Origin of the sequence: Peristeroidobacter agariperforans, from assembly GCF_004138335.1 — a bacterium.
Lineage (GTDB): Bacteria > Pseudomonadota > Gammaproteobacteria > Steroidobacterales > Steroidobacteraceae > Steroidobacter > Steroidobacter agariperforans.
On the sequence record NZ_RYFW01000002.1, the window covers coordinates 769935 to 792935 of the forward strand.

19 protein-coding genes are annotated in these 23001 nt (G+C 63.0%); 6 read left to right on the top strand and 13 right to left on the bottom strand.

Annotated elements, in window-relative coordinates; all coding sequences use genetic code 11:
• The first annotated feature begins 23 nt into the window (after positions 1-23).
• Complete coding sequence (locus EK373_RS17385) at positions 24-740, top strand: CoA transferase subunit A (RefSeq protein WP_129644992.1); 717 nt, start codon at positions 24-26, stop codon at positions 738-740.
• A 40-nt stretch (positions 741-780) separates the two neighbouring features.
• A complete protein-coding gene (locus tag EK373_RS17390; RefSeq protein WP_129644993.1) occupies positions 781-1416 on the top strand; it encodes a 3-oxoacid CoA-transferase subunit B in 636 nt (211 codons plus the stop codon).
• A gap of 40 nt (positions 1417-1456) precedes the next feature.
• Here EK373_RS17390 and EK373_RS17395 read toward each other — a convergent pair whose 3' ends face one another.
• Positions 1457-5383 (bottom strand): BTAD domain-containing putative transcriptional regulator, encoded by a 3927-nt coding sequence (locus EK373_RS17395; protein ID WP_232831183.1) that lies wholly within the window; start codon positions 5381-5383, stop codon positions 1457-1459.
• An 84-nt stretch (positions 5384-5467) separates the two neighbouring features.
• On the opposite strand from EK373_RS17395, the gene EK373_RS17400 reads away from it, so the two are divergent.
• Complete coding sequence (locus EK373_RS17400) at positions 5468-6886, top strand: tetratricopeptide repeat protein (protein WP_129644995.1); 1419 nt, start codon at positions 5468-5470, stop codon at positions 6884-6886.
• Between the two features lie 77 nt (positions 6887-6963).
• On the opposite strand, the gene zapE is transcribed toward EK373_RS17400, so the two are convergent.
• From zapE to EK373_RS17435, 7 genes are all read right to left on the bottom strand, one after another.
• Complete coding sequence (zapE, locus tag EK373_RS17405; RefSeq protein ID WP_129644996.1) at positions 6964-8088, bottom strand: cell division protein ZapE; 1125 nt, start codon at positions 8086-8088, stop codon at positions 6964-6966.
• 60 nt (positions 8089-8148) lie between these two features.
• Positions 8149-10104, bottom strand: a complete 1956-nt coding sequence (locus tag EK373_RS17410; RefSeq protein ID WP_129644997.1) for an acetoacetate--CoA ligase — start codon at positions 10102-10104, stop codon at positions 8149-8151.
• Between the two features lie 26 nt (positions 10105-10130).
• Positions 10131-11744 carry an electron transfer flavoprotein-ubiquinone oxidoreductase gene (locus EK373_RS17415; RefSeq protein ID WP_129644998.1) on the bottom strand — a complete coding sequence of 538 codons (1614 nt, stop codon included), beginning with the start codon at positions 11742-11744 and terminating at the stop codon, positions 10131-10133.
• A 58-nt stretch (positions 11745-11802) separates the two neighbouring features.
• On the bottom strand, positions 11803-12570 hold the full coding sequence (locus tag EK373_RS17420; protein ID WP_129644999.1) for an SDR family NAD(P)-dependent oxidoreductase: 768 nt from the start codon (positions 12568-12570) through the stop codon (positions 11803-11805).
• A gap of 99 nt (positions 12571-12669) precedes the next feature.
• Positions 12670-13431 (bottom strand): SDR family oxidoreductase, encoded by a 762-nt coding sequence (locus tag EK373_RS17425; protein ID WP_129645000.1) that lies wholly within the window; start codon positions 13429-13431, stop codon positions 12670-12672.
• A gap of 132 nt (positions 13432-13563) precedes the next feature.
• The gene (locus EK373_RS17430; protein WP_129645001.1) at positions 13564-14352 is read right to left on the bottom strand and encodes an enoyl-CoA hydratase-related protein; all 789 of its coding nucleotides are present in this window, start codon (positions 14350-14352) and stop codon (positions 13564-13566) included.
• 93 nt (positions 14353-14445) lie between these two features.
• Positions 14446-15603, bottom strand: a complete 1158-nt coding sequence (locus tag EK373_RS17435) for an isovaleryl-CoA dehydrogenase (protein WP_129645002.1) — start codon at positions 15601-15603, stop codon at positions 14446-14448.
• Positions 15604-15715: 112 nt separating this feature from the next.
• Between EK373_RS17435 and EK373_RS17440 the strand changes: the two genes are divergently transcribed.
• Positions 15716-16525 carry a FadR/GntR family transcriptional regulator gene (locus tag EK373_RS17440; protein ID WP_198683399.1) on the top strand — a complete coding sequence of 270 codons (810 nt, stop codon included), beginning with the start codon at positions 15716-15718 and terminating at the stop codon, positions 16523-16525.
• 3 nt (positions 16526-16528) lie between these two features.
• Here the strand turns inward: EK373_RS17440 and EK373_RS17445 are convergent, their stop codons facing one another.
• The 4 genes from EK373_RS17445 to EK373_RS17465 all read right to left on the bottom strand — a co-directional run bounded on the left by EK373_RS17445 (position 16529) and on the right by EK373_RS17465 (position 20504).
• A complete protein-coding gene (locus tag EK373_RS17445; RefSeq protein WP_129645004.1) occupies positions 16529-16798 on the bottom strand; it encodes a hypothetical protein in 270 nt (89 codons plus the stop codon).
• 441 nt (positions 16799-17239) lie between these two features.
• Entirely contained in the window at positions 17240-18418 is a 1179-nt protein-coding gene (locus tag EK373_RS17455) for an acetyl-CoA C-acyltransferase (RefSeq protein ID WP_129645006.1), read from the bottom strand.
• A 167-nt stretch (positions 18419-18585) separates the two neighbouring features.
• On the bottom strand, positions 18586-19656 hold the full coding sequence (locus tag EK373_RS17460) for a Glu/Leu/Phe/Val dehydrogenase dimerization domain-containing protein (protein WP_269813690.1): 1071 nt from the start codon (positions 19654-19656) through the stop codon (positions 18586-18588).
• 50 nt (positions 19657-19706) lie between these two features.
• The gene (locus EK373_RS17465; protein ID WP_129645008.1) at positions 19707-20504 is read right to left on the bottom strand and encodes a lysophospholipid acyltransferase family protein; all 798 of its coding nucleotides are present in this window, start codon (positions 20502-20504) and stop codon (positions 19707-19709) included.
• A gap of 255 nt (positions 20505-20759) precedes the next feature.
• Between EK373_RS17465 and xerD the strand changes: the two genes are divergently transcribed.
• Entirely contained in the window at positions 20760-21662 is a 903-nt protein-coding gene (gene xerD / locus EK373_RS17470; RefSeq protein WP_129645009.1) for a site-specific tyrosine recombinase XerD, read from the top strand.
• A gap of 166 nt (positions 21663-21828) precedes the next feature.
• The gene (locus EK373_RS17475; protein ID WP_129645010.1) at positions 21829-22575 is read left to right on the top strand and encodes a DsbC family protein; all 747 of its coding nucleotides are present in this window, start codon (positions 21829-21831) and stop codon (positions 22573-22575) included.
• Positions 22576-22632: 57 nt separating this feature from the next.
• On the opposite strand, the gene fdxA is transcribed toward EK373_RS17475, so the two are convergent.
• The gene (fdxA, locus tag EK373_RS17480) at positions 22633-22956 is read right to left on the bottom strand and encodes a ferredoxin FdxA (protein WP_129645011.1); all 324 of its coding nucleotides are present in this window, start codon (positions 22954-22956) and stop codon (positions 22633-22635) included.
• Positions 22957-23001: the final 45 nt, after the last annotated feature.

Here is a 23001-nt window from a genome sequence, read left to right on the forward strand (position 1 = left end):
CAACGCTGGCTCGAGCTATTTCTATGACAAATGCATCGAAGGTGTATCCGAGCGCCCGCGCGGCTCTCGAGGGGGTGGTGCGCGACGGGCTCACCGTCATGTCCGGCGGCTTCGGCCTGTGCGGCATTCCGGAGAACCTGATCCTGGCGTTGCGCGACTCGGGGGCGAAAGGGCTGACCGTCGTTTCCAACAACGCCGGCGTCGATGACTTCGGCTTGGGCATGCTGCTCAAGACGCGCCAGATCAAGAAAATGATTTCCTCCTACGTCGGCGAGAACAAGGAGTTCGAGCGGCAGTACCTCGCCGGCGAGCTGGAGCTGGAATTCAATCCGCAGGGCACGTTGGCGGAGCGCATTCGCGCCGGCGGCGCGGGCATCTTCGGTTTCTATACGCGCACGGGCGCGGGCACCCTGGTCGCCGAGGGCAAGGAGTCGCGCGTCGTCAACGGCGATACATACATTCTGGAAACGGGCCTGACCGCGGACCTGTCGATCGTGAAGGCGTGGAAGGGCGATACCGAAGGCAATCTCATCTATCGCAAGACCGCGCGTAATTTCAATCCAATGATGGCGACTGCGGGCCGCATCACGATTGCCGAAGTGGAAGAGTTGGTCGAGGCGGGCACGCTGGATCCCGATCAGATCCACACGCCGGGCATTTTCGTGCAGCGAATCGTCAAGGGCACGGACTACGTCAAGCGCATCGAGCAGCGCACGGTGCGCAAGCGCACTGCCGCCTGACGCTCGGCCTCCCACTCAACAGAATTCATAGGTTACTCATATGCCCTGGACTCGCGATCAAATGGCTGCCCGCGCGGCCCGTGAACTGAAAGACGGTTTCTATGTGAATCTCGGCATCGGCATTCCGACGCTGGTGGCCAACTACATTCCGCAGGGAATGAAAGTGGTGCTGCAGTCGGAGAACGGCATGCTCGGCATGGGGCCGTTCCCGTTCGAAGGCGAAGAGGATCCCGACCTGATCAACGCCGGCAAGCAGACCATCACCGAGCTGCCGATCTCCTCGTACTTCTCTTCGGCCGACAGCTTCGGAATGATCCGCGGCGGTCACATCGACCTGTCGATCCTCGGCGGCATGGAAGTGTCCGCGACTGGCGATCTCGCGAACTGGATGGTGCCCGGCAAGATGGTGAAGGGCATGGGCGGCGCGATGGATCTGGTGGCCGGCGTGAAGCGAGTCGTGGTCGTGATGGAACACACCTCCAAGGACGGCTCGCCGAAGTTCAAGCAGAAGTGCGATCTGCCGCTGACCGGCGCGGGCGTCGTCGACATGCTGATCACGGAGCTCGCGGTGTTCGCGCGCCCGGATCGCAAATCGCCGTTCAAGCTCGTGGAGCTGGCGCCGGGCGTCACGGCCGAGGAAGTGAAGGCGAAGACTGGCGCGCCGTATCAATCGTAAGATCCAAACAAAGGCCTTCCGCGTCGGAAGGCCTTTTCTTTTACGCCGTGGGCGCTCGATCGACCAGCGCGATCGCTGCGTCGATGGCGGGAACGAGCGCCACCGCATCCATCTGGCGACAGCGCTGTTTCAATGTTTCCAGCTCCGAAAGCGTTCGCGGCGTAATAATGTTTTCGCCCACGTCGGCCAAGAGGCGGGCACGCGCGCTCTGCAAACTCGTCGGCGCCAGAGGCTCGATCGCGGTGTACACGGCCAGATCGTTGGCGTAACGGCGTGCTGCTGGCCAGGCGCTTTGTTCGATGCTCACTTCCATCGCGTGATGGTAGAACTCGAAATAGCTGTGGCTCACACAGCCTGAGGCCAGCAATGCTTCTCCTTCCGCCAGCGCCGCCGCACGTCGCGCCGGATCTGGCGTCAGTCTCGCCAGAATTCCGAGCAGCGAAGCCCCGCAGTAAGACATGCCCATTTCGCGGCTGAGCTGCAAACCTTCCTCGACCAGCCGTAATCCTTCATCGCGAACTTCCGGCTGCGTCATGCAGCTGGCAAGAATTCCCAGACACTCGGCATGAAAGCGGCGTGCGCCCAGTTGTTTCGCTAGCTGCAGCGCCTGCGCCGCCAGCTTGCTGCGCTCCTCATTCTTACCCTGCAGGATCAAACCGGCGGTGAGGCACACCACCGAGATGAGCTCGCTGCGCAGGTCTCCGACGCGGCGCGCGATCTCCAGGCATTCCTGCAGACTCCCGCGACCCGCGGCGACTTCGCCGCAATACACCTGTGTGATGCCGACCATCGGAAGGTTCGCGAGCAACACGCCGATCAAGCCGTGCTCACGGGCTTCCTTTACACATTGCACGAAATGTTTGCGTGCCGTCAGCAAGCTGCCGCGCTGGTAATAGGCATCGCCGAGCCCACCCAAGGCGCGCGCGAGCTCGAGCGGGGAGTTGGCTTGTTGCGCATACTCATACGCCTGCTGATGGGCGTGCAAACAATCGTCGAAGCGTCCGAGCGGAAAACAAAGATTGCCGTGGAGCGTGCTCATGCGGGCGCGAGTCTGCGCATCCGCCGTTTCGGCGAACAGACTCTGCGCTCGTTCCAGTGCATCGAGCGCCTCTTCATGACGATCCATCACGCGCAGGGCCGAAGCGATACCCAACCAGGCGGTGCCGTGACCAGTCTGATCGATCGAGAAATCCAATGCTTCGCGATACGCCGCCAGTGCGTCGTGAGTGCGCCCCAGGTGTAACAGCAACTCGCCGAGCAGCACGCTGGTGCGATGAAGCATCATTGGCTCACGCGCGACGGCGCTCGCCTTGTTGGCCAGGTTGAGCGCGCTTTCGTAACGAAGGGCCGTGCGCTCGGCTTCGGCCGCTTTGATATAAGCCTCGGCCGCGCCATCGTCGTCGGCGGCGGCCAGGTGCTCGGCGTGCAACGAAAGATCGCGCGTCGCATACCAATCCGCCGCTACACGGTGCAATGCGCGTCGCTGCGACTTCAACGTCGACTCATAGATGGCATCACGAAACAGCGCGTGTGCGAACTCCACCTCGACGCCGTCGCTGCGAACCAAGGTAGTGGCGATGAGTTTTTCGGGCTCGTAGCTGTCGTCTTCGAGCATGCGACGGACGGTCGCCAGCTCGGTGCGCTGACCCAGCACTGCAGCGGCTTCCAAAGCCCGATGATCTAGCTCCGACAAACTGTCGGCGCGTGACAGCACCAACGAGCGCACCGACCCGGGCAGCGTGTGTTGCCCGGCGCTGGCCGAGCGCAGCAGCTGATCCAGAAACAATGGATAGCCTTCGGCGCGCACGATGCATTCCTGAATCGTTTCGCTCGACAGCTCCGGGTAATGCGCCGCCAGCTCCTGCGCTTCGTCTTCGGCCAGCGGGGCGAGGTCGACAGTCGTCACCGGGCAGCCGCGTGCTCGGGCGCGCCAGCTTGCGCTGATCGGATCGCCTTCGGGACGCGTCGTCATGATGAACAGGATCTGGCAATTGGCGACCACCGCCGCAATCTCGCCGAGCCGCGCCAGTTCATCGGTGTCGGCCCAATGCACGTCTTCAACGATCAGCAGTTGCGGCGAGCGCTGGGCGGCCGCTTCGATGATTTGCGCGAGCGCGAGGGTCCGGCCACGCTGACGAGTGGCGACTTCCATCGCTTTTTCCAGCGCCGCCAGTTCCGGCTCCAGTGGCGCATCGATCAGATCGCTGAGGAAGATGATTTGATGGATGCTGCCGCCTGTCAGCGCCGCCATTCGTTGCACGGCCGCTTTGCGCTCGGCGGCGGGCGCGTCGGGCCGAATGCCGAGCAGACTCAGCGCCAGTGTCGTGATCGGACGCCGGCCAGGGGACTGACCGAAGTCGAAAATCTGTGCCGAGTGAACGCCGACGCCGCGTTCGATGGCAGCATCACGGACCGCAGCGACCAGTCGCGTCTTGCCGATGCCCGCTTCGCCCCGCACGACGATGGCGCGTCCGTGGCGGCTAGACATACATCGATCGAGCGAGGCAAGAATCATTGCCAGCTCAGGACGGCGACCGACGAATGGCTGGGCCGTCGCGGCGCCATCGACGCCGATGGCATTCAGCGACCAGGCACTCACAGGTTCGGAATGCGCCTGCAGCGCCGCGCCGACGCGCTGAGTACTGACGCGCTCACCCAGCGACTGGCGGATCTCTTCCGAGATCAAGACCTCGCCGTCCTGCGCTTGAGCAGCCAGCGTGTGCGCTTCGTGCGTCGGACGCCCGCTCAGAGGAAACACTTCGCTGCCGCAGAGGATTTGTCCCTGCGCGATGCCGATGCGTAGCGCCAGTGCGCAAGCTACGGGCCAGGGCTTCGCAGTCACCATGTCTCGTAACATCAACGCGGCGCGAGCGGCCCGTTCGGCTTCGTTGCCATAGGAGTGCGGAATACCGAAGACGGCCATGACATTCGAGCCGACGCGCCGGTCGGTGAGCCCGCCGAATTCCTGTGCCGCGCTCTGCACGCGACATTGAAACTCGTTCGAGAGCAGGTGCGCTTCTTCGGGGTCGAGTCGGGCTTCGGTTTCCAACAAGCCTTCGAGTCGCGCAACGAAAATCGTCGCGTCGCGCAGGCTCGGTCGCAGCTCCTGGCGTGCGGCCGGTGCGGGGGTGGCATCGACCGACTCATCAATGAACGATTCGCCATCGGCCGGCTCGGCGACGGCCGCACGCCGCTTGCGCATCAACTCCCGATATAAGTTTTCAGTGGCCGCTTCGGGCGACACATCCAGCTCACGACGCAAGACATCGCGACACACACGGTATTGTCGTAAGGCTTCTGCATAGGAATTGCGCTTCGCTTGCAGTTCCATGATGCGACGGTGTGCAGGTTCGTTGAGCGGCTCCAGAGAGACGAGCTTGACGCATGCGGTCAATGCTCCGTCGTTGTCCTCGGCGGCCATGCACAGATCGGTAAGGCGCTGCAGGGCTTCGCTCATTTGTTTGCGCAAGACGCCGCGTTCGCTGCTCAGCCATTCATCGAAGGCGGTCGAGCGCGCGTCGAAGCCATCTAACAAATCGCCGCGGTAGTGATTGATCGCCTCCTGCAGCGAAGTGCGCGTGCCGGCGAGGAGAGAGTTGCGAAAGGCCACGATGTCACTTTGTAACAACCCGGCATCGACGCCCACGGATTCGGTGTCGGCGAGCAGTGCCGCCTGCGCGCCCGTCGGCAGAGCTTTTCTGAGGGCGGCGAGAGCCTGGCGCAGACTGGTGCGAGCCAGTTCTTCGTCGGCATCTTCCCAAAGCAGATTTGCGAGCCGGTCGCGGCTGTGAGATTCACCGGGACGCAAGGCCAGATAGGCGAGCAGGGCGCGCCCCTTGCGGGAGGCAATACGGACTTCGCCGCCGCTCGCGTCGCGGACATGAAACGAGCCCAAGACTTGTAGCGTCAGTTCACTCACGGGCAGACCCGGTCCGATGTTGTTGTTATCCAGCGCCAGGGTCGCCATTTTCACGCATTTTTCACGGCTGTCGAGACTTTCAGCTCACGCAGGGGGCCTACAAATATGTTCCACAACGTAGAGGAGGCCCCCATGTCGCTTCGAGATTCGCGCGGTTGCCCGGTTTCCACCCGCAGCACCGCACAGCTGGCGCAGTTCGAGCAGGCGCTGGAACTGTCGGTGAGCTACCGGCTCGACCCGTTGGCCACGATTCAGGCCGCGCTGGAGAGCGATCCGGACTTCGCCATGGGGCATTGTCTGCGCGCCGGGCTGATGATCATGGCGACCGACCGCATGGTGGCGCCACTGCTTACAGAGAGCATCGAAGCCATCGAATCGTTGGGTCGCCGGGCTAACGAACGTGAGCGGGCGCATGCTGCCGCGGCGCGAGCCTGGTTGCACGGCGATTTCGCCGGCTCGGTGCGCCGTTACGGCGAGATCCTGTTGGAATATCCACGGGACCTGCTGGCGCTGCAGGTTGCCCACGTCGGTGATTTCTTCAACGGTTCCAGCACCATGCTGCGCGATCGCGTGGCCCAGGTGTTGCCCGAATGGGACACCAGCGCGCCGGGCTACAACTATGTCCTCGGAATGTATGCGTTCGGCCTGGAGGAGACGGGGTTGTACTCTCGCGCCGAAGACGTCGGCCGTCGCGCCCTCGAGATCAATCCGATCGACGCCTGGGGTGTGCACGCCGTGACCCACGTGATGGAGATGCAAGGCCGCATCCGCGAGGGCATCGATTTCCTCACATCGCGTGAGCGGGACTGGGCCGACGACAACGGCCTGGCGTTCCACAACTGGTGGCACCTTGGGTTGTTTCATCTGGACGCGGGCAATGTCGCTCAGGTGTTGGATCTTTATGACCGCCGGATCCGGCCAGCGCCCTCGCAGGTGCCGCTGGAAATGCTCGACGCGTCGGCGATGCTCTGGCGTCTGCAGTTGCGCGGCATCGATGTAGGCGATCGCTGGCGTACGCTGGCCAGTTGCTGGGAGCCGTTCGTCGATCACGCCTACTACGCATTCAACGATGCGCACGCGGTGATGGCGTTCGTTGGCGCGCAGCGAATGGACCTGGCGCGGCGGACCATCGCCGCGATGGAGCAGAAGTGCAGCGGCGCGGATACCAACGCCATGATGACGCGCGATGTGGGGCTGCCACTGGCGCAGGCGCTGGTTTCGTTTGCCGAGGGCAACTATTCCGAGGTGGTGCGTCAGCTGCAACCGATTCGAACCATTGCGAGCCGTTTCGGTGGCAGTAATGCACAGCGCGATCTGATTCATCTCACCTTGGTGGAATCGGCGCTGCGTTCGGATCAGATCCGGCTCGCGCGTGCGCTGATTGCAGAGCGCACTCAATTGAAGCCGTCGAGCCCATCCAACTGGCAGCTCACTGCGCGTGTCATGGAGCTGGGCGGTGACATGGGCGCCGCAGCCCGGGCGATGGAGAGTGCGGAAACGCGCCGCAAGGCGCAGTTCATGCCGCAGCGGACGATGGCGCTGTCGGGCTGAAGTTTGGTTGAGGGTCCGTGCTCGGGGCTCGCGTCAGTTCCCCCTCTGATGGCTGAGCCTCGAGCGCGGCGTTTGTTTCAGGCCTGATGCGGTCGCGCCAGATATTCCTGCGACTGCATCTCGATCAGCCGGCTCCGCGTGCGCTCGAACTCAAATTTCAGCTTTGCGCCGTGATACAGATCCGTCACCGGCTTGTCGGCTGAAATGATCAATTTCACCGCACGGTCATAGAACTCGTCGACCATCGTGATGAAACGACGCGTCTGGTTCTCGGATTCCACGCCGAGCGACGGGATGTCGCTGATGAACACCGTGTGATAGCAGCGGGCGATTTCGATGTAGTCCGCCTGGCCGCGCGGGCCGTCGCACAGTTCCTTGAACGTGAACCAGATGACATCGCCGGCGTGGCGCTTCGCGTGCAAGCGGCGATGATTCAAAGTGAGCGTCGCATCGACGGCGCCAGGCTCGCCAGCCATCGCTTCAAACAGCTTCACCAGCGCGGGCGGGGTGCTCGCGTCGTGCGAATCGAACCAGGTCGTCGCCTTTTCCAGCAGGCGCAGCCGATAGTCCGTTTTGCTGTCGACGTGGATGACCTGCGTGTTCTCTTTCAATAGTTTGATCGCCGGCAGAAAGCGCGCGCGCTGCAGACCTTCTTTGTAGAGATCGTCGGGCGGCACGTTCGAGGTTGCCACCAGAGTGACGCCACGATCGAACAAGGCACGGAACAGGGTCCCCAGCAGCATCGCATCCGCGATGTCGGAGACGAAGAACTCGTCGAAGCAGATGATGCGGGTCTTTCTCGCGATCTTGTCCGCGATCAGCTCCAGCGGGTCGGCGCGCTCCTGATGTTTCTTCAGCTCGTCGTGTACCGACTGCATGAAACGATGGAAATGGCTGCGCTGGCGGTCCTTGAACGGCAGGGATTGATAGAACAGATCCATCAGCCAGGTCTTGCCCCGGCCCACGCCGCCCCAGATGTAGAGGCCTTTGTGCAGCTGATGTTCCTTGCGCGAGGACAACAAGCCCTTGAGCAGGCCGCCCCTCACTATTGATCGGGGCTGCGGCGCCAGCAGGCGCTGACGCAAGTCGTCCAGGTGCGCGACGACGCGCTCCTGCACGGGATCGCGCTGATACCCGAGGCGGGCGCATTCGATTTCGTAGAGGGCGGCGACGGTGGTCGCGGGCGTAGGGTGGTCGGGCACTGCTCGAGCTTTTTGAATCGTCCTGTTCGGCGCCAATAGTACCGGAGCGGGGCTTTCGGTTCAGTCCTTCAGTTCCGGCCGGCGCTTGAAGAAGTCCAGCGATTCAGGATTGGCCAGGGCAGCGAGGTTTTTGGGCATGCGGCCGTGGACCACGTCGCGGATCGCCAGCTCCACCAGCTTGCCGTTGAGCGTTCGGGGCAGGTCCGGCGCCTGGATGATCTTGGACGGCACGTGGCGCGGCGAGGTGTTGTCGCGAATGGTCCGGCAGATCTTGTCGCGCAGGGATTCATCGAGGGTCAAGCCGTCGCGGAGCCGGACGAACAGCAGGATGCGCACATCGCCCCGATATTCCTGAGCGATCGCGACCGACTCCACCACCTCCTCGATCTGCTCCAGCTGGCGATACAGCTCGGCCGTGCCGATGCGCACGCCGCTGGGATTCAGCACGGCATCGGAACGGCCGTGCACGATCAGGCTGCCTCGCGAGGTGACGGTCGCCAGGTCGCCGTGCCACCAGACGTTCGGATAGCGCGAAAAATACGTGGTCACGAAACGATCGGTCTGCGTGTCGCCCCAGAAGCCGACGGGCACGGACGGGAACGGGCGGGTGCACACCAATTCGCCTTGCTGGCCGATCAGCGGCTTGCCCGCCTCGTCGAACACCTGGACGTTCATGCCCAAACCGAGTGCCTGAATCTCGCCTTCGTACACCGGTAGCACCGGGCAGGCAGCGCCGAAGCACGCCATGAGGTCGGTGCCGCCGGAAATGGATGAAAGCTGCACGTCGGGGTGCACGTCCCGATAGACGTATCGATAACCCGCCGGGCCGAGCGGCGCGCCGGTCGATATCACGGTCCGTAGCGCGCTCAGATCGAACTCCTCGCGCGGTCGCAGGCCCTGCTGCTCGCAGGTGGTCAGGAATCTCGGGCCGGTGCCAAATATCGTGACGCGCTCCTCGGCCGCCAGGCGCCACAGGATTTTCGGATCCGGCTGCAACGGCGCGCCATCGAACAGCACTATCGTCGCGCCCGTTGCGAGGGCGCTCGCCAGCGCATTCCACATCACCCAGCCGCAGGTCGTGAAATAGAAATAACGATCCCCGGCGCCCATGTCCAAGTGCAGAATGTTTTCTTTCATCTGCTGGAGCAGGGCGCCGCCGGCGCTGTGCACGATGCACTTGGGCGCGCCGGTCGTGCCGGAGGAATACAGAATGAACGCCGGCTGCTCAAACGGCAGCTGCGTGAAGGAGAGCTTCGCGCCGGCCTTGCCGAACAGCTTGAACAGGACGCCGTGCGGTACCTGATCGGCCTTCGCGTCCGCGTTCAGGTAAGGCACGAGCACGACCCGCTCGATGCTGGAGATCTGCTTGCACACGGCGGCGATGGTCGGCAGACAATCGATGCGTTTGCCCGCGTACTGATAACCGTCAGTGGCAAACAGAACGCGTGGCTTGATCTGTCCAAACCGATCCACGACTGCGCTCGCGCCGAAATCCGGCGAGCATGACGACCAGATCGCGCCCAGGCTGGTGGCAGCCAGCATCGCGATGATGGTTTCGGGAATGTTTGGCAGGTAGCCGGCGATGCGATCGCCCAGCTTCACACCGGCGGCTCGCAAGCCGGCCGCAACGCGGGCGACCTCATTGCGCAACTCACGTCGCGTCAGCTCGCGACGCTCGCCGCTTTCGTTGCGGAAGATGATGGCAATCGAATCGTCGCCGATCGGGATCAGGTTCTCGGCGTAGTTCAGCAGCGCGCCGACGAACCACTGGGTGCCCGGCATGCGAGTGCCGTCGACGATGGTCTGCTGGGCGGACTGCGAGCAGCGGATCTCGCAGAAATCCCACACCGCGTTCCAGAAGTGCTCGGGAAACTCCACCGACCAGTGGTGCAGCGACGCGTAATCGTGCACGGGCGCTTTGTAGCGCTCGTGCACGTAATGTGAGAAGCGGGTGAGCGCGGCTTTGCCAATGCGCTCGGGGGAGGGAGTCCAGATCGGTTTCGCGGCGGGTTCCATGTCAGTCACCCGCCGCGAACGTTGGACTACATATTCTGATAGTTCGGGCCGGAACCACCCTCGGGCGTGGTCCAGTTGATGATCTCGTACGGGTCCTTGATGTCGCAGGCCTTGCAGTGCACGCAGTTCGCCGCGTTGATCTGCAGGCGCCGGCCGCCCTGGCCGTCATCGACCATTTCATACACGCCGGCCGGGCAGAAGTTCTGGCAAGGGTTTCCATATTCCTTGGTACAGCGAGTGACGCAGATCGACGTGTCCAGCACCTTCAGGTGCGCCGGTTGCGCTTCGTCGTGCACGTTGCCGGCGAAGAACACCGACGCCAGACGGTCGCGCGGTGGCAGTGTGCGATCGCCCCAGCCGCGATCCGGTGACGCATAGTCGCTCAGCTTCTCCAGTGACGACCAGTCTGCGGTATTGCGCAGCGTCCACGGCACCTTGCCCTTCAGCAGCGATTCGATACCGGCATTGACCATCGCAAAGTACAGCCCGCGCTTGAACGCCGGCTTGAAGTTGCGCACCGAGTGCAATTCGCGGTGTCCAGCGGAGTTCCGCCAGCGGGCGTCGAACCCCGTGGTCTTGCCTTGCTCGGCCAGGTGTTCAGCCGCCAGCGCGCCGGAACGGATCGCCTGGTGAATGCCCTTGATCTTGAAGACATTGAGCGTGCCGCCCGCATCGCCGATCAGCATGGCGCCCGGCATATCGAGGCGCGGCAGGGATTGATAGCCGCCCGCCGCAATCGTGCGTGCGCCCGCGGCGAGGATCTCGCCGCCTTCGAGCAGCGGCTTGATACGCGGATGATTCTTGAACTGCTGGAACGCCTCGAACGGCTTCAGTCGCGGATCTTTGTAGTTCAAGCCCACCACGTAGCCGACGTACACGCGATCGTTGTCGAGGTGATACAGGAAGCTGCCGCCATACGTTGCCGTGTCGAGCGGCCAGCCGAATGCGTGCTCGATGCGTCCCGGCTTCACGCGGCCCGGCGGCAATTGCCACAGTTCCTTGAAGCCCAAGCCGAACGTCGGCGGATCGACGCCGTCGCGCAAGTTGTATTTGGCGATGAGTTGTTTGGACATCGAGCCGCGCGAGCCTTCGGCCAGCACGGTCGTGCCGGCGTGAATTTCCACGCCGGGCGTGTAGTTCGGGCCGGGCTCGCCGTTCTTCTCGATGCCCATGTCGCCGATGCGCACGCCTTTGACTGCGCCGTTCTCGTCGAACACCGCTTCTGCGGCCGCAAAGCCCGGGAAGATATCGACGCCGAGCGCCTCGGCCTGCGCAGCCATCCAGGGCGTCAGCTGGCCGAGCGAGATGATGAAATTGCCATGATTGTTCATGGGCGAGAGATTCACCGCCCAGTTCGGCAGCTTGAACGAGCCGGTGCGCGTCATCAGCCGCACGTCATCCTCGGCCGCCGGCACTTTCATGCCGGTGTACTCGGTGCGCCAGTTCGGCAGCAGCGCTTCGAGCGGGCCGGATTCCAGCACTGCGCCCGACAGCGAGTGCGCGCCCACGGCCGAAGCCTTTTCCAGCACGCAGATGTTCAGATCGGGCTTGAGCTGTTTGAGCCGGATCGCGCAGGCCAGCCCCGCAGGGCCGGCGCCGACGATCACGACGTCATATTCCATTACTTCACGTTCGGTCATGGCTGAGTCTCGTGGGCTGTGTCCGCTCGCGTCTCGTCTTTGTTGAGCGTAACTTTTATTACTTCGGCGCCATGCGGATCGCACCGTCCAAACGGATGACCTCGCCGTTCAGCATCGAGTTCTCGCAGATGTGGGCGACCAGCGCGGCGTACTCTTCAGGACGGCCCAGGCGCGGCGGGAACGGCACTTGCTTGCCGAGCGAGTCCTGCGCTTCCTGCGGCAGCGACGCCATCATCGGCGTCTTGAAGATGCCCGGAGCGATGGTCATGACGCGAATGCCGGCGGTCGAAAGATCGCGCGCCATCGGCAGCGTCATGCCGACGACGCCGGCCTTGGACGCGGAGTAGGCGACCTGGCCGATCTGGCCGTCGAACGCAGCGACCGACGCGGTCATCACGATCACGCCGCGCTCGCCTTCTTCGTTCTGGGTGTTCGTGCCCATCTGCGCGGCGGCGGCCTTCGCGACCAGCAGCGTGCCGACCAGATTGATCTCGACCACCTTGCGGAAGAAGTCGCCGGGCATGGCGCCTTCCTTGTTGACGATACGACGGGGCCAGGCGACGCCCGCGCAATTCACGGCGAGATTCAAGCCGCCCATGTCGCTCTTGGCCTTGGCCACGGCGGCGTCTACGCCGGCTTCATTGGTGACATCCACGGTTGAAAAGAACGCGCTGCTGCCGAGCGCTTTCGCCGCGGCCTGGCCAGCGGCTTCGTTCACATCGAGCAATGTGACTTTGCCACCGGCAGCGATCAGTCGCTGCGCGACTGCGTGACCGAGGCCCGAGGCGCCGCCTGTGATGACGGCTCGCACTTCATTCAACTTCATGTGTACCCCTCTAACTCAAATCTTCGTATCGACTTGGTCTTACGACCATCGCATTCGTTGCGGTCAAGGTAGTCGACACGCCCGGTTTCGGTCCTGACGTCATAGTCTCTGGCCGCCATCGACTTCGATGACGCGGCCGGAAAAATAATCGTTCTCCGCGATGAAGATAGCGGCGTGGGCCATTTCGGCCGGTTCCGCCATGCGTCGCAGCGGCACGGCACTGACGGCGCGCTCGATCATCTCGGGCTTCATCGTGTCGAGAATTTCGGTGCGCGTAAAGCCCGGAGCGATCGCGCCGGTGCGGATGCCGTAGCGCGCGAGCTCCTTTGCCCACACTACCGTCATTGAAACTACGCCGGCCTTGGTGGCGGAGTAGTTCGACTGACCCATGTTGCCGACGCGGGAAATGCTCGAGGTGCTGATGATGACGCCGCCATTGCCCAGCGTGGCCATGCGTGCAGCGGCTTCGCGCGCGCCGAGAAATACGCCTGTGAGATTTACATCGACGACGGCACGCCATTGATCCATGGACATCTTGCCGACCACCTTGCCGTCCTGCACTTTGACCAGCAGCGCATCCTTGGTGATGCCGGCGTTGTTGATCATCACATCGAGGCGGCCGAAGTCGCTGACGATCCGATCGAGCGCGCTCTCGACGTCCTGCTCGCTCGTGACGTTACAAACATAAGTCCCGGCACGGACGCCAGCGGATTCGCACAGCGCCTTGGTCTGTGCGAGGTCCTCGGCATTGAGATCGATCAGCGCCAGATTCGCGCGCTTCTGAGCGAATGCCTGTGCCATCGCACGACCGATGCCGCGACCGCTGCCGGTGATGGCGACGAGCTTTCCGTCCAGCTGCATTGGCTTCCCCAGACTCGATCAAAGGGCTCGAATGTTACCCCGAATTTTGCGCTGCACAAAGAGGTAAACCACGATAAATCCAGGCCGGCGCACTTATTCCGCAGGCCAGTTTCATTACGACAACGGTGGCCATCAATCCTGGGGCACCCAGCCCGCCTTGCGGCGTTCTAAAAAGGCCGACAGACCTTCCTTGCCCTCGGGGCTGACGCGCAAGCGCGCCAGCAGACGCGCCGTTTCATCGCCGAGCACATCGCGATCGTGGAAGTGTGCGACGCGCTTCACCAGCTGTTTTGCCGCACGCACGGCCTGCGGGCCACCGCGCAGCAAATGATCGATCTGCTCGTTGACGAGTTGATCGAGCTGCTCGGGCGCTGCGGTGAAATGCAACAAGCCCAAGTCTTTGGCTTCTCCGGCGGTGAAGGGTGCTGCAGTGAGAAACAAACGTCGTGCCTGACGGCTGCCGATCGCCTCGACGACGTAAGGAGAGATCGCCGCAGGCACGATGCCCAGTCGCACTTCAGTCAACGCGAACTTGGCCGAGGCCGCGCCGATGGCGATGTCCGCGCAGGCCACGAGGCCGACGCCGCCACCAAACGTATTGCCATTGACGCGCGCGATGATGGGCAGCTCGAATTCGTCGAGCTTGCGCAGCAGCTTTGCCAGGACCTGCGCGTCGGCGACGTTCTGCTCTTCGGAAAAATTCAACATCGAGCGCATGTGGCCGATGTCTGCTCCGGCGCAGAAGCTCGCGCCTGCGCCCGTGAGCACGACGACGCGCGCCTTCGGATCGCTGCCGAGCCGGGTCAGCGCTGCAACCATTTCGCCCATGGTCGCGCCGTCGAGCGCGTTGTGTTTTTCCGGGCGGTTGAGGGTCAGCGTTGCGACGCCTCGGGAATCGATGCTGGTGGTGACGGTCGACATGGCATGAGATCTCGCGCCGTTAGTGGCGCGGAATAAATACGTTAGGGCAGAGGTCGCATGCAATGCCTGACTACATGCGACACATGCCTGGTCTTAGGCGGTGGCTTCGAAAATCTCGCGGCCGATCAGCATGCGACGGATCTCGCTGGTGCCGGCGCCGATTTCATACAGCTTCGCGTCGCGCAGCAGTCGGCCGGTGGAGTAATCGTTGATATAGCCGTTGCCGCCGAGCGCCTGAATCGCTTCCAGCGCCATCCAGGTCGCTTTCTCCGAGGCCTGCAGGATGCAGCCGGCCGCGTCGAAGCGCGTGACTTTGCCGCGATCGCAGGCGGCGGCGACGGAATAAACATACGCGCGGCAGGCGTTCATGGTCGTGTACATGTCGGCGACCTTGCCCTGCATGAGCTGGAACGTGCCGATGGCTCGTCCGAACTGACGACGCTCGTGCGTGTAGGGGATGACAACATCCATGCAAGCCCGCATGATGCCGAGCGGTCCGCCCGCCAGCACCACACGCTCATAGTCCAGACCGCTCATCAACACCTGCACGCCTTTCCCTTCCTGATGCAGCACGTTTTCGGCGGGCACTTCGCAATCCTGGAACACCAGCTCGCACGTGTCGGAGCCGCGCATGCCGAGCTTGTCGAGCTTCTGTGCGGTCGAGAAACCTTTCATGCCGCGTTCGATGATGAACGCCGTGATGCCTCGCGGGCCGAGTTCGGGATCGAGCGTCGCATAGACGACGAGCGTCTCGGCGGTCGGGCCGTTGGTGATCCACATCTTGTTGCCGTTCAGGACGTACTTGTCGCCTTTCTTCACGGCGCGCGTGCCCATGCCGACCACGTCGGAGCCGGCGCCGGGCTCGCTCATCGCCAATGCGCCGAGGTGCTCGCCGGTGATCAGGCGGGGCAGGTAGCGTTCCTTCTGTGCGGGCGTGCCCCAACGACGGAGCTGGTTGACGCACAGGTTCGAGTGCGCGCCATACGACAGGCCGACCGACGCCGAAGCACGGCTGATCTCTTCCATCGCGAGGACGTGCGCCAGATAGCCCAGGCCGCTGCCGCCGTATTCGTCTTCGACGGTGATACCGAGCAGGCCGAGCTCGCCCAGTTCCGGCCACAGCTCGCGCGGGAACTTGTTGGTGCGGTCGATATCGGCGGCGAGGGGAGCGATGCGTTCGCTCGCAAACTTCGCTACCGTGGCGCGCAATGCGTCCAGATCTTCACCCAAACCGAAATCGAAATCTTCCACGGCGGCCCCCGGTCATGTGCTGGTCCGGCGGATGGCGCCGGCTTACGAATTGCCCTATTGTCCGACAGTCCGTCTTTTAGTCAATAACCGCGTTCGCGTCTCCACTATGGTCATGAAAAAAAAGACGATATCCGCCGCCCGCCCACGCCGCGCAGGAGCCGCCGCACTGGCCGCCCCTGAAACTGCCGACAACGGTGCGCTGTTCGATCCGGTGGAGCGCGCGCCTGCATACATCAAAGTTTCCTCGGCTATCGAACATAAAATTTTGTCGCGGGCTTTGCGAGAGGGCGATGTCCTGCCTGCCGAGCTGGAGCTCGCGCAACAATTTCGCGTGCACCGGTCGACGGTGCGCGAGGCGCTGCGTCAGTTGGAAAACGCCGGCCTGGTGGCGCGGCCGCCGGGCGCAAAGCGGATGATCGTCAGCCGGCCGGAAGCGGCGAAAGTGGCTTCGGGCATGCGCCACGCGCTGGTGTTGCACGAGGTGTCGTTCGTCGATGTTTGGGAAGCGATGATGGTGATCGAGCCGGAAGTCGCGGCACTGGCGGCGGTGCGCCGCAATCAAGCGGACCTGGTCGCGCTCACGCAGACCAGCGAGGCGTTTCGCGATTCTCCGGAAGGCGATCCCGACTCGGTGAATATCGTCGCGCTGTTCTTCGAGCAGCTCGGCGCAGCGTCGCGCAATCAAGTGCTCGTGCTGGCGAAGCAGTCGCTGGCTCAATGCCTGGCGCCGTCACTGGCTCGAATGATCGACACCGTCCCTCAGGCCCGAGCTCGTATCACAGATGCGCAGAAACGCATCATCAATGCTGTTAGAGACAAGAACGCGGACGAGGCGAGAAAGTGGATGTCGAAACACGTGCGTGACTTCAAGCGCGGCTATGAAGTCGCGGGCATATCGCCGGATACGCCGATTTCGGTGTAACCCTCAGGCCATGGGGGCCGCAGCCTTGATCGGAAACTCCACGACGAATCGGGTTCCGGGAGGGGCGGAGTGGACTGTGAGCGTGCCCTTGAGTTGAGCGGCGAGGCTGGTTATCACGCGTATGCCGAGACTGCCGCGCGCTTTGCGCAGATCGAAGTACTGTTCGGAGACGGCCTCGATGGTAAGGTTGGGAGAGAGCACCACGTGCGCGGTGTGCTGCGCCTCATATAACAAACGGAATCGCTCTTCGCCGGCGCGCAACGCGGCTTCCATGCGTTGCGCTCTGTGATGGCCGTGGCCGCGCCGAACCATCGACGAGCTCCCCTTGCTCATCGAGCATGGGCACGGCTCTGGAGTGGGTCCAACCGATTGCAGCCAGTCGGTTCTCGGCGACCGCCGTATCGGGCAGGAAGCCCTGGCCGTCGAGCTCGCGCATCTCGCTCCAGTACATCGACGTCGTGCTCGCGAGCAGGAAGGCGTGGAGCCGCTCCTGGCTCTCGCGAAGCTTGCGCTCGGTCAGTCTCGTCGAATCGAGGCTGAGGTAGCGATGACCACCTGCGAGCCCTACAGGACCGGGCCTTGCGTGCATAGTTGCCTCCACTTATCAACGTGGAAGGCGTCTGGGGCTCGCTTGGTTGCTAGGGAATGGCGCTTATAAAAAATCGGGGCAACGAACCCGCAAGGATTCGTTGCCCCGAACACACACTCGAGTTATTAGACGATTTCGACTGCGAGCGCCGTCGCTTCGCCGCCGCCGATGCACAGCGAGGCGACACCGCGCTTCAGATTGCGATTACGCAACGCGTGGACCAGCGTGGTGAGGATGCGAGCGCCGGTGGCGCCGATCGGGTGGCCGAGCGCGCAAGCGCCGCCGTTGACGTTGACCTTGGCGTGATCCAGGCCGACATCTTTGATCGCGGCCATGGCCACCACCGCAAACGCTTCGTTGATTTCATACAAATCGACATCGCCCGCGGACCAGCCGGTCTTCGCGAGCACGGACTGAATCGCACCGACCGGCGCGGTAGTGAACCACTCCGGCGCCTGCGCGTGGCTGGCGTAACCGACGATGCGAGCCAGCGGCTTGAGATTGTGCTGACGTACCGCGCTGGCGCTCGCGATGAGCAGGGCAGAGGCGCCGTCGGAGATCGAAGAAGAGCTGGCGGCAGTGACGGTGCCGTCCTTTGCGAACGCCGGCTTCAGGCTCGGGATCTTGCTGATGTCACAAGTGAACGGCGTTTCGTCCTTCGCGACGACGCGCTCGCCTTTGCGATCTTTCACCGTGACCGGCGCGATTTCGTTGTTGAACGCCGTGCTCTCGACGGCGGCCAGCGCGCGACGCACCGACTCGGCGGCGAACTCATCCTGCTGCTGACGAGTGAAGCCGTACTTGGCGGCTGTGGCCTCGGCGAACGAGCCCATCATCTTGCCGTCGAACGGGCTCTGCAGACCGTCGAAGAACATGTGATCGAGAATTTCCGAATGACCCATGCGCAGACCGCCGCGGGCCTTCGGAATCAGATAAGGCGCGTTGGTCATCGACTCGATGCCGCCGGCGAGCACGACGTTGGCGGAGCCGGCGCGAATCTGATCGGCTGCCATCATCACGGCCTTCAAGCCGGAGCCGCACATCTTGTTGATGGTCGTTGCCGGCACTTTCTGCGGCACGCCGCCGGCGAGCGCAGCCTGGCGACCGGGCGCCTGGCCGATGCCGGCCATGAGCACGCAACCGAGGATGGTTTCGTCGATCTGCTCGGCCGACAAGCCAGAGTCCTTGATCGCGGCCTGTACGGCTGCCGCGCCGAGCTGCGGGGAGGTCAACGGACTGAGTGCGCCCTGGAAAGCACCGATGGGAGTGCGGCGGGCGGCAACGATGTAAACCGGTTCGCTCATGGGAATGCTCGACTGCTGTCAGTAAAGGGCGATTGGGCACCGAAACGATCGTCTCAGGAGCGCATCGCCAGTTTATGGCGGCTCCTAAACTTACTTGCAAGTACCCAGCGTACGCCGAGTTTGTATGCAGTGCAATAAGGCGCCCGCAACCCGCAAAAAGTCGAACGTTATCGGCCGCCGTAAGGCAATTTAATGCGGCTGAGCGCCGCAATCCGCTCTTCGGCGAGGCGCCGCGCCGCTTGCCAGGTGGGAATGTTGTTGCGCGCGGCGAGGTTGAGTATTCGACTAATGATGTCGTGGATGCGCGCGACGCTTCGTAAGGCGCGGTCCTCGTTATATCCCTCCAGCTCGATCGCGCTGTTCATCAGGCCGCCGGCGTTGATGGCGTAGTCGGGCGCGTAAAGAATGCCGCGACGGTCGAGCTCCGTGCCCAGCTCTTCGGATTCGAGCTGATTGTTGGCCCCGCCTGCGACGATGCGACAACGCAGTCGAGGCACGGTGTCCTCGTTGATCACTGCACTCAGCGCGCACGGCGAGAAAACATCCGCCTCGACATCGTAGATCTGTGACATCGGCACCGCCTCGGCGCCGAACTCGGCAACGGCGTGCTCGATGCGTTCTTCATTGATATCGGTGATGAACACCTTCGCGCCGGCGGCGCGCAGCGATTTCGCGAGGTGATAGCCGACCTGACCGGCGCCTTGCACGGCGAAGCTGGTGCGTCGCAGGTCCGCGTGCCCGAGCTTGAATTCCATGCAGGCGCGAATGCCGTGCAACGTGCCCAACGCGGTGAAGCGCGATGGATCGCCGCTGCCGCCGACCAATTGCGGCACACCGACGACGTGGCGCGTTTCCTGGCGAATCAGCTCCATGTCCTCGGCGTTGGTGCCCACATCTTCGGTCGTGATGTAGCGGCCGCCGAGCGATTGAATGAAACGGCCGAGCGCGCGAAACAGCGCTTCGCTCTTATCCGTTTCGGGATTGCCGATGAGCACGCCTTTGGCGCCGCCGAGATTGAGGCCGGCGATCGCGGCTTTGTGAGTCATGTCGGCGGAGTGCTTCAGCACATCGCGCACCGCGTCCGCTTCATTTGCGTACGGCCACATGCGCAGGCCGCCGAGCGCCGGGCCCAGCGCAGTGTTGTGAATCGCGATCACGCAGCGCAGGCCGCTCTCGCGATGATGAAAGAACACCACTTGCTCGTGACCGAGCCGGCCCACCGCTTCGAACAGGTTCATCGCCATCCCTCGAAAACCGCAGGCGATGATTATAGGCGGGGTTGTGCGACTTAGGATCGCTTCGAATGCAGCGCGGCGATGCCGTCGTTCGACGACAGATCAGGTTCGCCCAATTCCGCCAGGATGCGTGCGTGCGCCAGATCGCGTGTGTGGACGACGGCGTCCGAATGCTTCATATCCCGCATCGGGCCAATCGAGGGCAGGACGTGAATGTCGATCCGCCCGGGACGCGGCAGGAACCGGCCGGAGGGCAGGATGTAGCGCGTGCCCTTCAGAACCAGCGGCACGACCGGCAGATCGACGCGCGCCGCAATGGTGAAAGCGCCGCTGTGAAATTTGCCGAGTCCCGGCTCCGCCAGGAACGTGCCTTCGGGAAAGAACGCGAGCGCCTGGCCGGCGTCGGCGGCTTTCAATAGACGTCTCGCATCCATGCCACCGGCGTGGCGGTTGAAACGGTCCACGAACTCCGAGCCGATGCGCCTCAACAGCAGACCGGCGAGCGGCACGCGGCTGAACTCTTTTTTGATGACGAACGAGAAGCGTGCGGGCAGGGCGGCCTTGAGCACGATGCCATCGAGATAGCTGGCGTGATTGGCGACCACCACGCAGGGGCCGCCAGGTAACAAATGCTCGTCGAGCACGCGCAGTCGCAAGCCGGCGACCGCAAAAAATGCACGGCCGGCAAAGTGAGCAATATGCCGACGTGTTTTGATCCCGAAAGGCAGTAAAACTGCTACGAAGGCGCTCAGGCCAAACAGCAGGAACACCGCCAGCGCATACAAACCGTAGATGATTTCGAGCACTGTCCGGACAATGGTCCAGGGCGCGCGCAGCCAGCCTTCAGTCATAACTCGACACAGATGTCACGGGGAATTTTATGTTGTGCTGGCATGGATTTCGTTTAACGGTCGATTTCTGTGAACTAAGTCTCTTTTATGTAAACCCCGCCGGGGTTCTGTGATTGTAATCACGCCCAGCGCCAGACCCGGTCTCCATACTGGCCGCCATCGATTTACCGGTCTGTCGTGAGCGATCACGGCGTACACCTAAAGGCGATGAGCAGCGTAACCAAAGCATCAGTTTACTCGAGGTCAGGCGACGATATGCCGGAGACGACGCCGTCGTTGGCAGCCATCGACCGCTTTCTCGACGCAGTGTGGATGGAGCGCGGTCTGTCGCCCAACACGCTGTCCGCTTACCGCGCCGACCTGACTGCACTCGATCGTTGGCTGCAGTCGCGAGGCACATCGAGCGTCGCCGCCAAGCGCGCCGACCTGCTGGCGTTCATCGCCCACCGGGTCGAAGCCGGTGCGCGTCCGCGCTCCACCGCCCGCCAGCTCTCCAGCTTTCGTCGATTCTACCGTTACCTGATTCGCGACGGCGCCATCAAGGAAGATCCGACCGCGCAGATTGCGATGCCGAAGATCGGCCGCTCGCTGCCGAAGTCGCTGACCGAGGAAGAGGTCGAGGCGCTGCTGAAGGCGCCGGTGATCGAGGATCCGCTGGGCCATCGCGACCGCTGCATGCTCGAGGTGCTGTACGCCACCGGCCTGCGCGTGTCGGAGCTCGTGAACCTGAAATCCAGTCAGGTGAACATGAACCAGGGCGTGCTGCGCATCGTCGGCAAGGGCGATCGCGAACGGCTGATTCCGCTGGGCGAGGAAGCCGTGTCCTGGCTGCAGAAGTTCATGAACGGCGCGCGTCTGGAAATCCTGCTGGAGCGCCAGACCGACTATCTGTTCCCCACGCGCCGCGGCGATCGCATGACGCGCCAGGCGTTCTGGCACATCATCAAGCGCTACGCGCACAAGGCCGGTGTGCAGAAGGCGTTGTCGCCTCATACACTGCGCCATGCATTTGCCACACACCTGCTGAACCATGGCGCCGACCTGCGCGTCGTGCAGATGCTGCTGGGGCATAGCGACCTGTCGACCACGCAGATCTATACCCACGTGGCCCGGGAACGCATGAAGGAGCTGCATGCCCTTCATCACCCGAGAGGCTGAAAAGGCATGATTTTGTCGCGGCCTGCGGCCGCGACCCGGCCTTGAACCAACGTACTCTCGCGGGTCCTCTGGCAGCTGGTAGACTCCGTTTACCTCCTCAAGCCGAATTCCCGTTGAACTTGCGCCGCCGCGCAGGCTCGAATCGGCGAGGGTCACGAGAGTTCCCATGAAAAAACTGTTGTTGTGTCTGTTCGCCAACTTGTCTTTGGCGACGTTGCTGGCCACTTCCGTGGCGGCGGCCGAGCCGGCAGCGCCCGCCAAGGCGGCCGATGCGGCGATCCGCGCGGCGATCGCCAAGAAATTCCCCGAGATGAAGATCGACGAGGTGCGGGCCTCGCCCATGAAGGACATCTACGAAGTTCAGATGGGGGGCGAGATCGCCTACATCAGCGGCGACGGCAAGTTCCTCATCGCGGGCGACATGTACGAGATCGATTCGCGCACCAATCTCACCGAGAACGGCCGCCAAAAGGGCCGCCTGCAGGCGCTCGCCAAGCTCGATGAGAAGGACATGATCGTGTTCAAGCCGGCCAAGGTGAGGCACACCATTACGGTGTTCACCGACGTCGAGTGCGGTTACTGCCGGAAGCTCCACAGCGAAATCGCCCAGCTGAACGATCGCGGCGTGCAGGTGCGTTATCTGGCGTATCCGCGCGCCGGCCCGGGCACCGAGGACTGGGCCAAGATGGAAGCGGTGTGGTGCTCGATGGACCGCAAGAAAGCCATCACCGACGCCAAGGCGGGCAAGGCAGTGAAGGCGGCTCAGTGCGCCACGCCGGTCGCGAAGCAGTTCCAGTTGGGTGAAAAGCTCGGGGTGCGCGGTACGCCGGCCATCTTCACCGACACCGGCGAGTACATTGGCGGCTACCTGGCGCCGGACCAGATGGTCAGTCGGCTCGAAGGCAAGGAATAAAGCGGGATTCCCAGCTCACCCGCCTCGCGCGGGTGAGCGTTCGATTCAGCGCTGCTCTCAGCGCTCCAGCAGCTTCAACTTATCCGGCTTGCCGTCCCATTCCTTGGCATCGGCGGGCATGGCCTTCTTCTCGGTGATCACCGGCCACGACTTGGTCAGCTCGGCGTTCAGCTGCTTGAAGTGCTGCTGCCCCTCCGGCAGCTCCTCTTCCGAGAAAATCGCTTCGGCCGGGCACTCCGGCTCGCACAGCGTGCAGTCGATGCACTCGTCCGGATCGATGACCAGGAAGTTCGGACCTTCGTGGAAACAATCGACCGGGCACACCTCGACGCAATCGGTGTACTTGCACTTGATGCAGTTTTCAGTGACGACGAAAGTCATCGGCTACAGCTCCGCAAAATCTCTTCGGGCGGCACGGCCGCTTTG

Excerpts from the sequence above, each read along its gene's own strand:
- EK373_RS17385 (WP_129644992.1), top strand. The coding sequence starts at position 24 with ATGACAAATGCATCGAAGGTGTATCCGAGCGCCCGCGCGGCTCTCGAG.
- EK373_RS17390 (WP_129644993.1), top strand. The coding sequence starts at position 781 with ATGCCCTGGACTCGCGATCAAATGGCTGCCCGCGCGGCCCGTGAACTG.
- EK373_RS17395 (WP_232831183.1), bottom strand. The coding sequence starts at position 5,383 with ATGGCGACCCTGGCGCTGGATAACAACAACATCGGACCGGGTCTGCCC.
- EK373_RS17400 (WP_129644995.1), top strand. The coding sequence starts at position 5,468 with ATGTCGCTTCGAGATTCGCGCGGTTGCCCGGTTTCCACCCGCAGCACC.
- EK373_RS17410 (WP_129644997.1), bottom strand. The coding sequence starts at position 10,104 with ATGGAACCCGCCGCGAAACCGATCTGGACTCCCTCCCCCGAGCGCATT.
- EK373_RS17415 (WP_129644998.1), bottom strand. The coding sequence starts at position 11,744 with ATGACCGAACGTGAAGTAATGGAATATGACGTCGTGATCGTCGGCGCC.
- EK373_RS17420 (WP_129644999.1), bottom strand. The coding sequence starts at position 12,570 with ATGAAGTTGAATGAAGTGCGAGCCGTCATCACAGGCGGCGCCTCGGGC.
- EK373_RS17425 (WP_129645000.1), bottom strand. The coding sequence starts at position 13,431 with ATGCAGCTGGACGGAAAGCTCGTCGCCATCACCGGCAGCGGTCGCGGC.
- EK373_RS17430 (WP_129645001.1), bottom strand. The coding sequence starts at position 14,352 with ATGTCGACCGTCACCACCAGCATCGATTCCCGAGGCGTCGCAACGCTG.
- EK373_RS17440 (WP_198683399.1), top strand. The coding sequence starts at position 15,716 with ATGAAAAAAAAGACGATATCCGCCGCCCGCCCACGCCGCGCAGGAGCC.
- EK373_RS17445 (WP_129645004.1), bottom strand. The coding sequence starts at position 16,798 with ATGGAAGCCGCGTTGCGCGCCGGCGAAGAGCGATTCCGTTTGTTATAT.
- EK373_RS17455 (WP_129645006.1), bottom strand. The coding sequence starts at position 18,418 with ATGAGCGAACCGGTTTACATCGTTGCCGCCCGCCGCACTCCCATCGGT.
- EK373_RS17460 (WP_269813690.1), bottom strand. The coding sequence starts at position 19,656 with ATGAACCTGTTCGAAGCGGTGGGCCGGCTCGGTCACGAGCAAGTGGTG.
- EK373_RS17465 (WP_129645008.1), bottom strand. The coding sequence starts at position 20,504 with ATGACTGAAGGCTGGCTGCGCGCGCCCTGGACCATTGTCCGGACAGTG.
- xerD (WP_129645009.1), top strand. The coding sequence starts at position 20,760 with ATGCCGGAGACGACGCCGTCGTTGGCAGCCATCGACCGCTTTCTCGAC.
- EK373_RS17475 (WP_129645010.1), top strand. The coding sequence starts at position 21,829 with ATGAAAAAACTGTTGTTGTGTCTGTTCGCCAACTTGTCTTTGGCGACG.
- fdxA (WP_129645011.1), bottom strand. The coding sequence starts at position 22,956 with ATGACTTTCGTCGTCACTGAAAACTGCATCAAGTGCAAGTACACCGAT.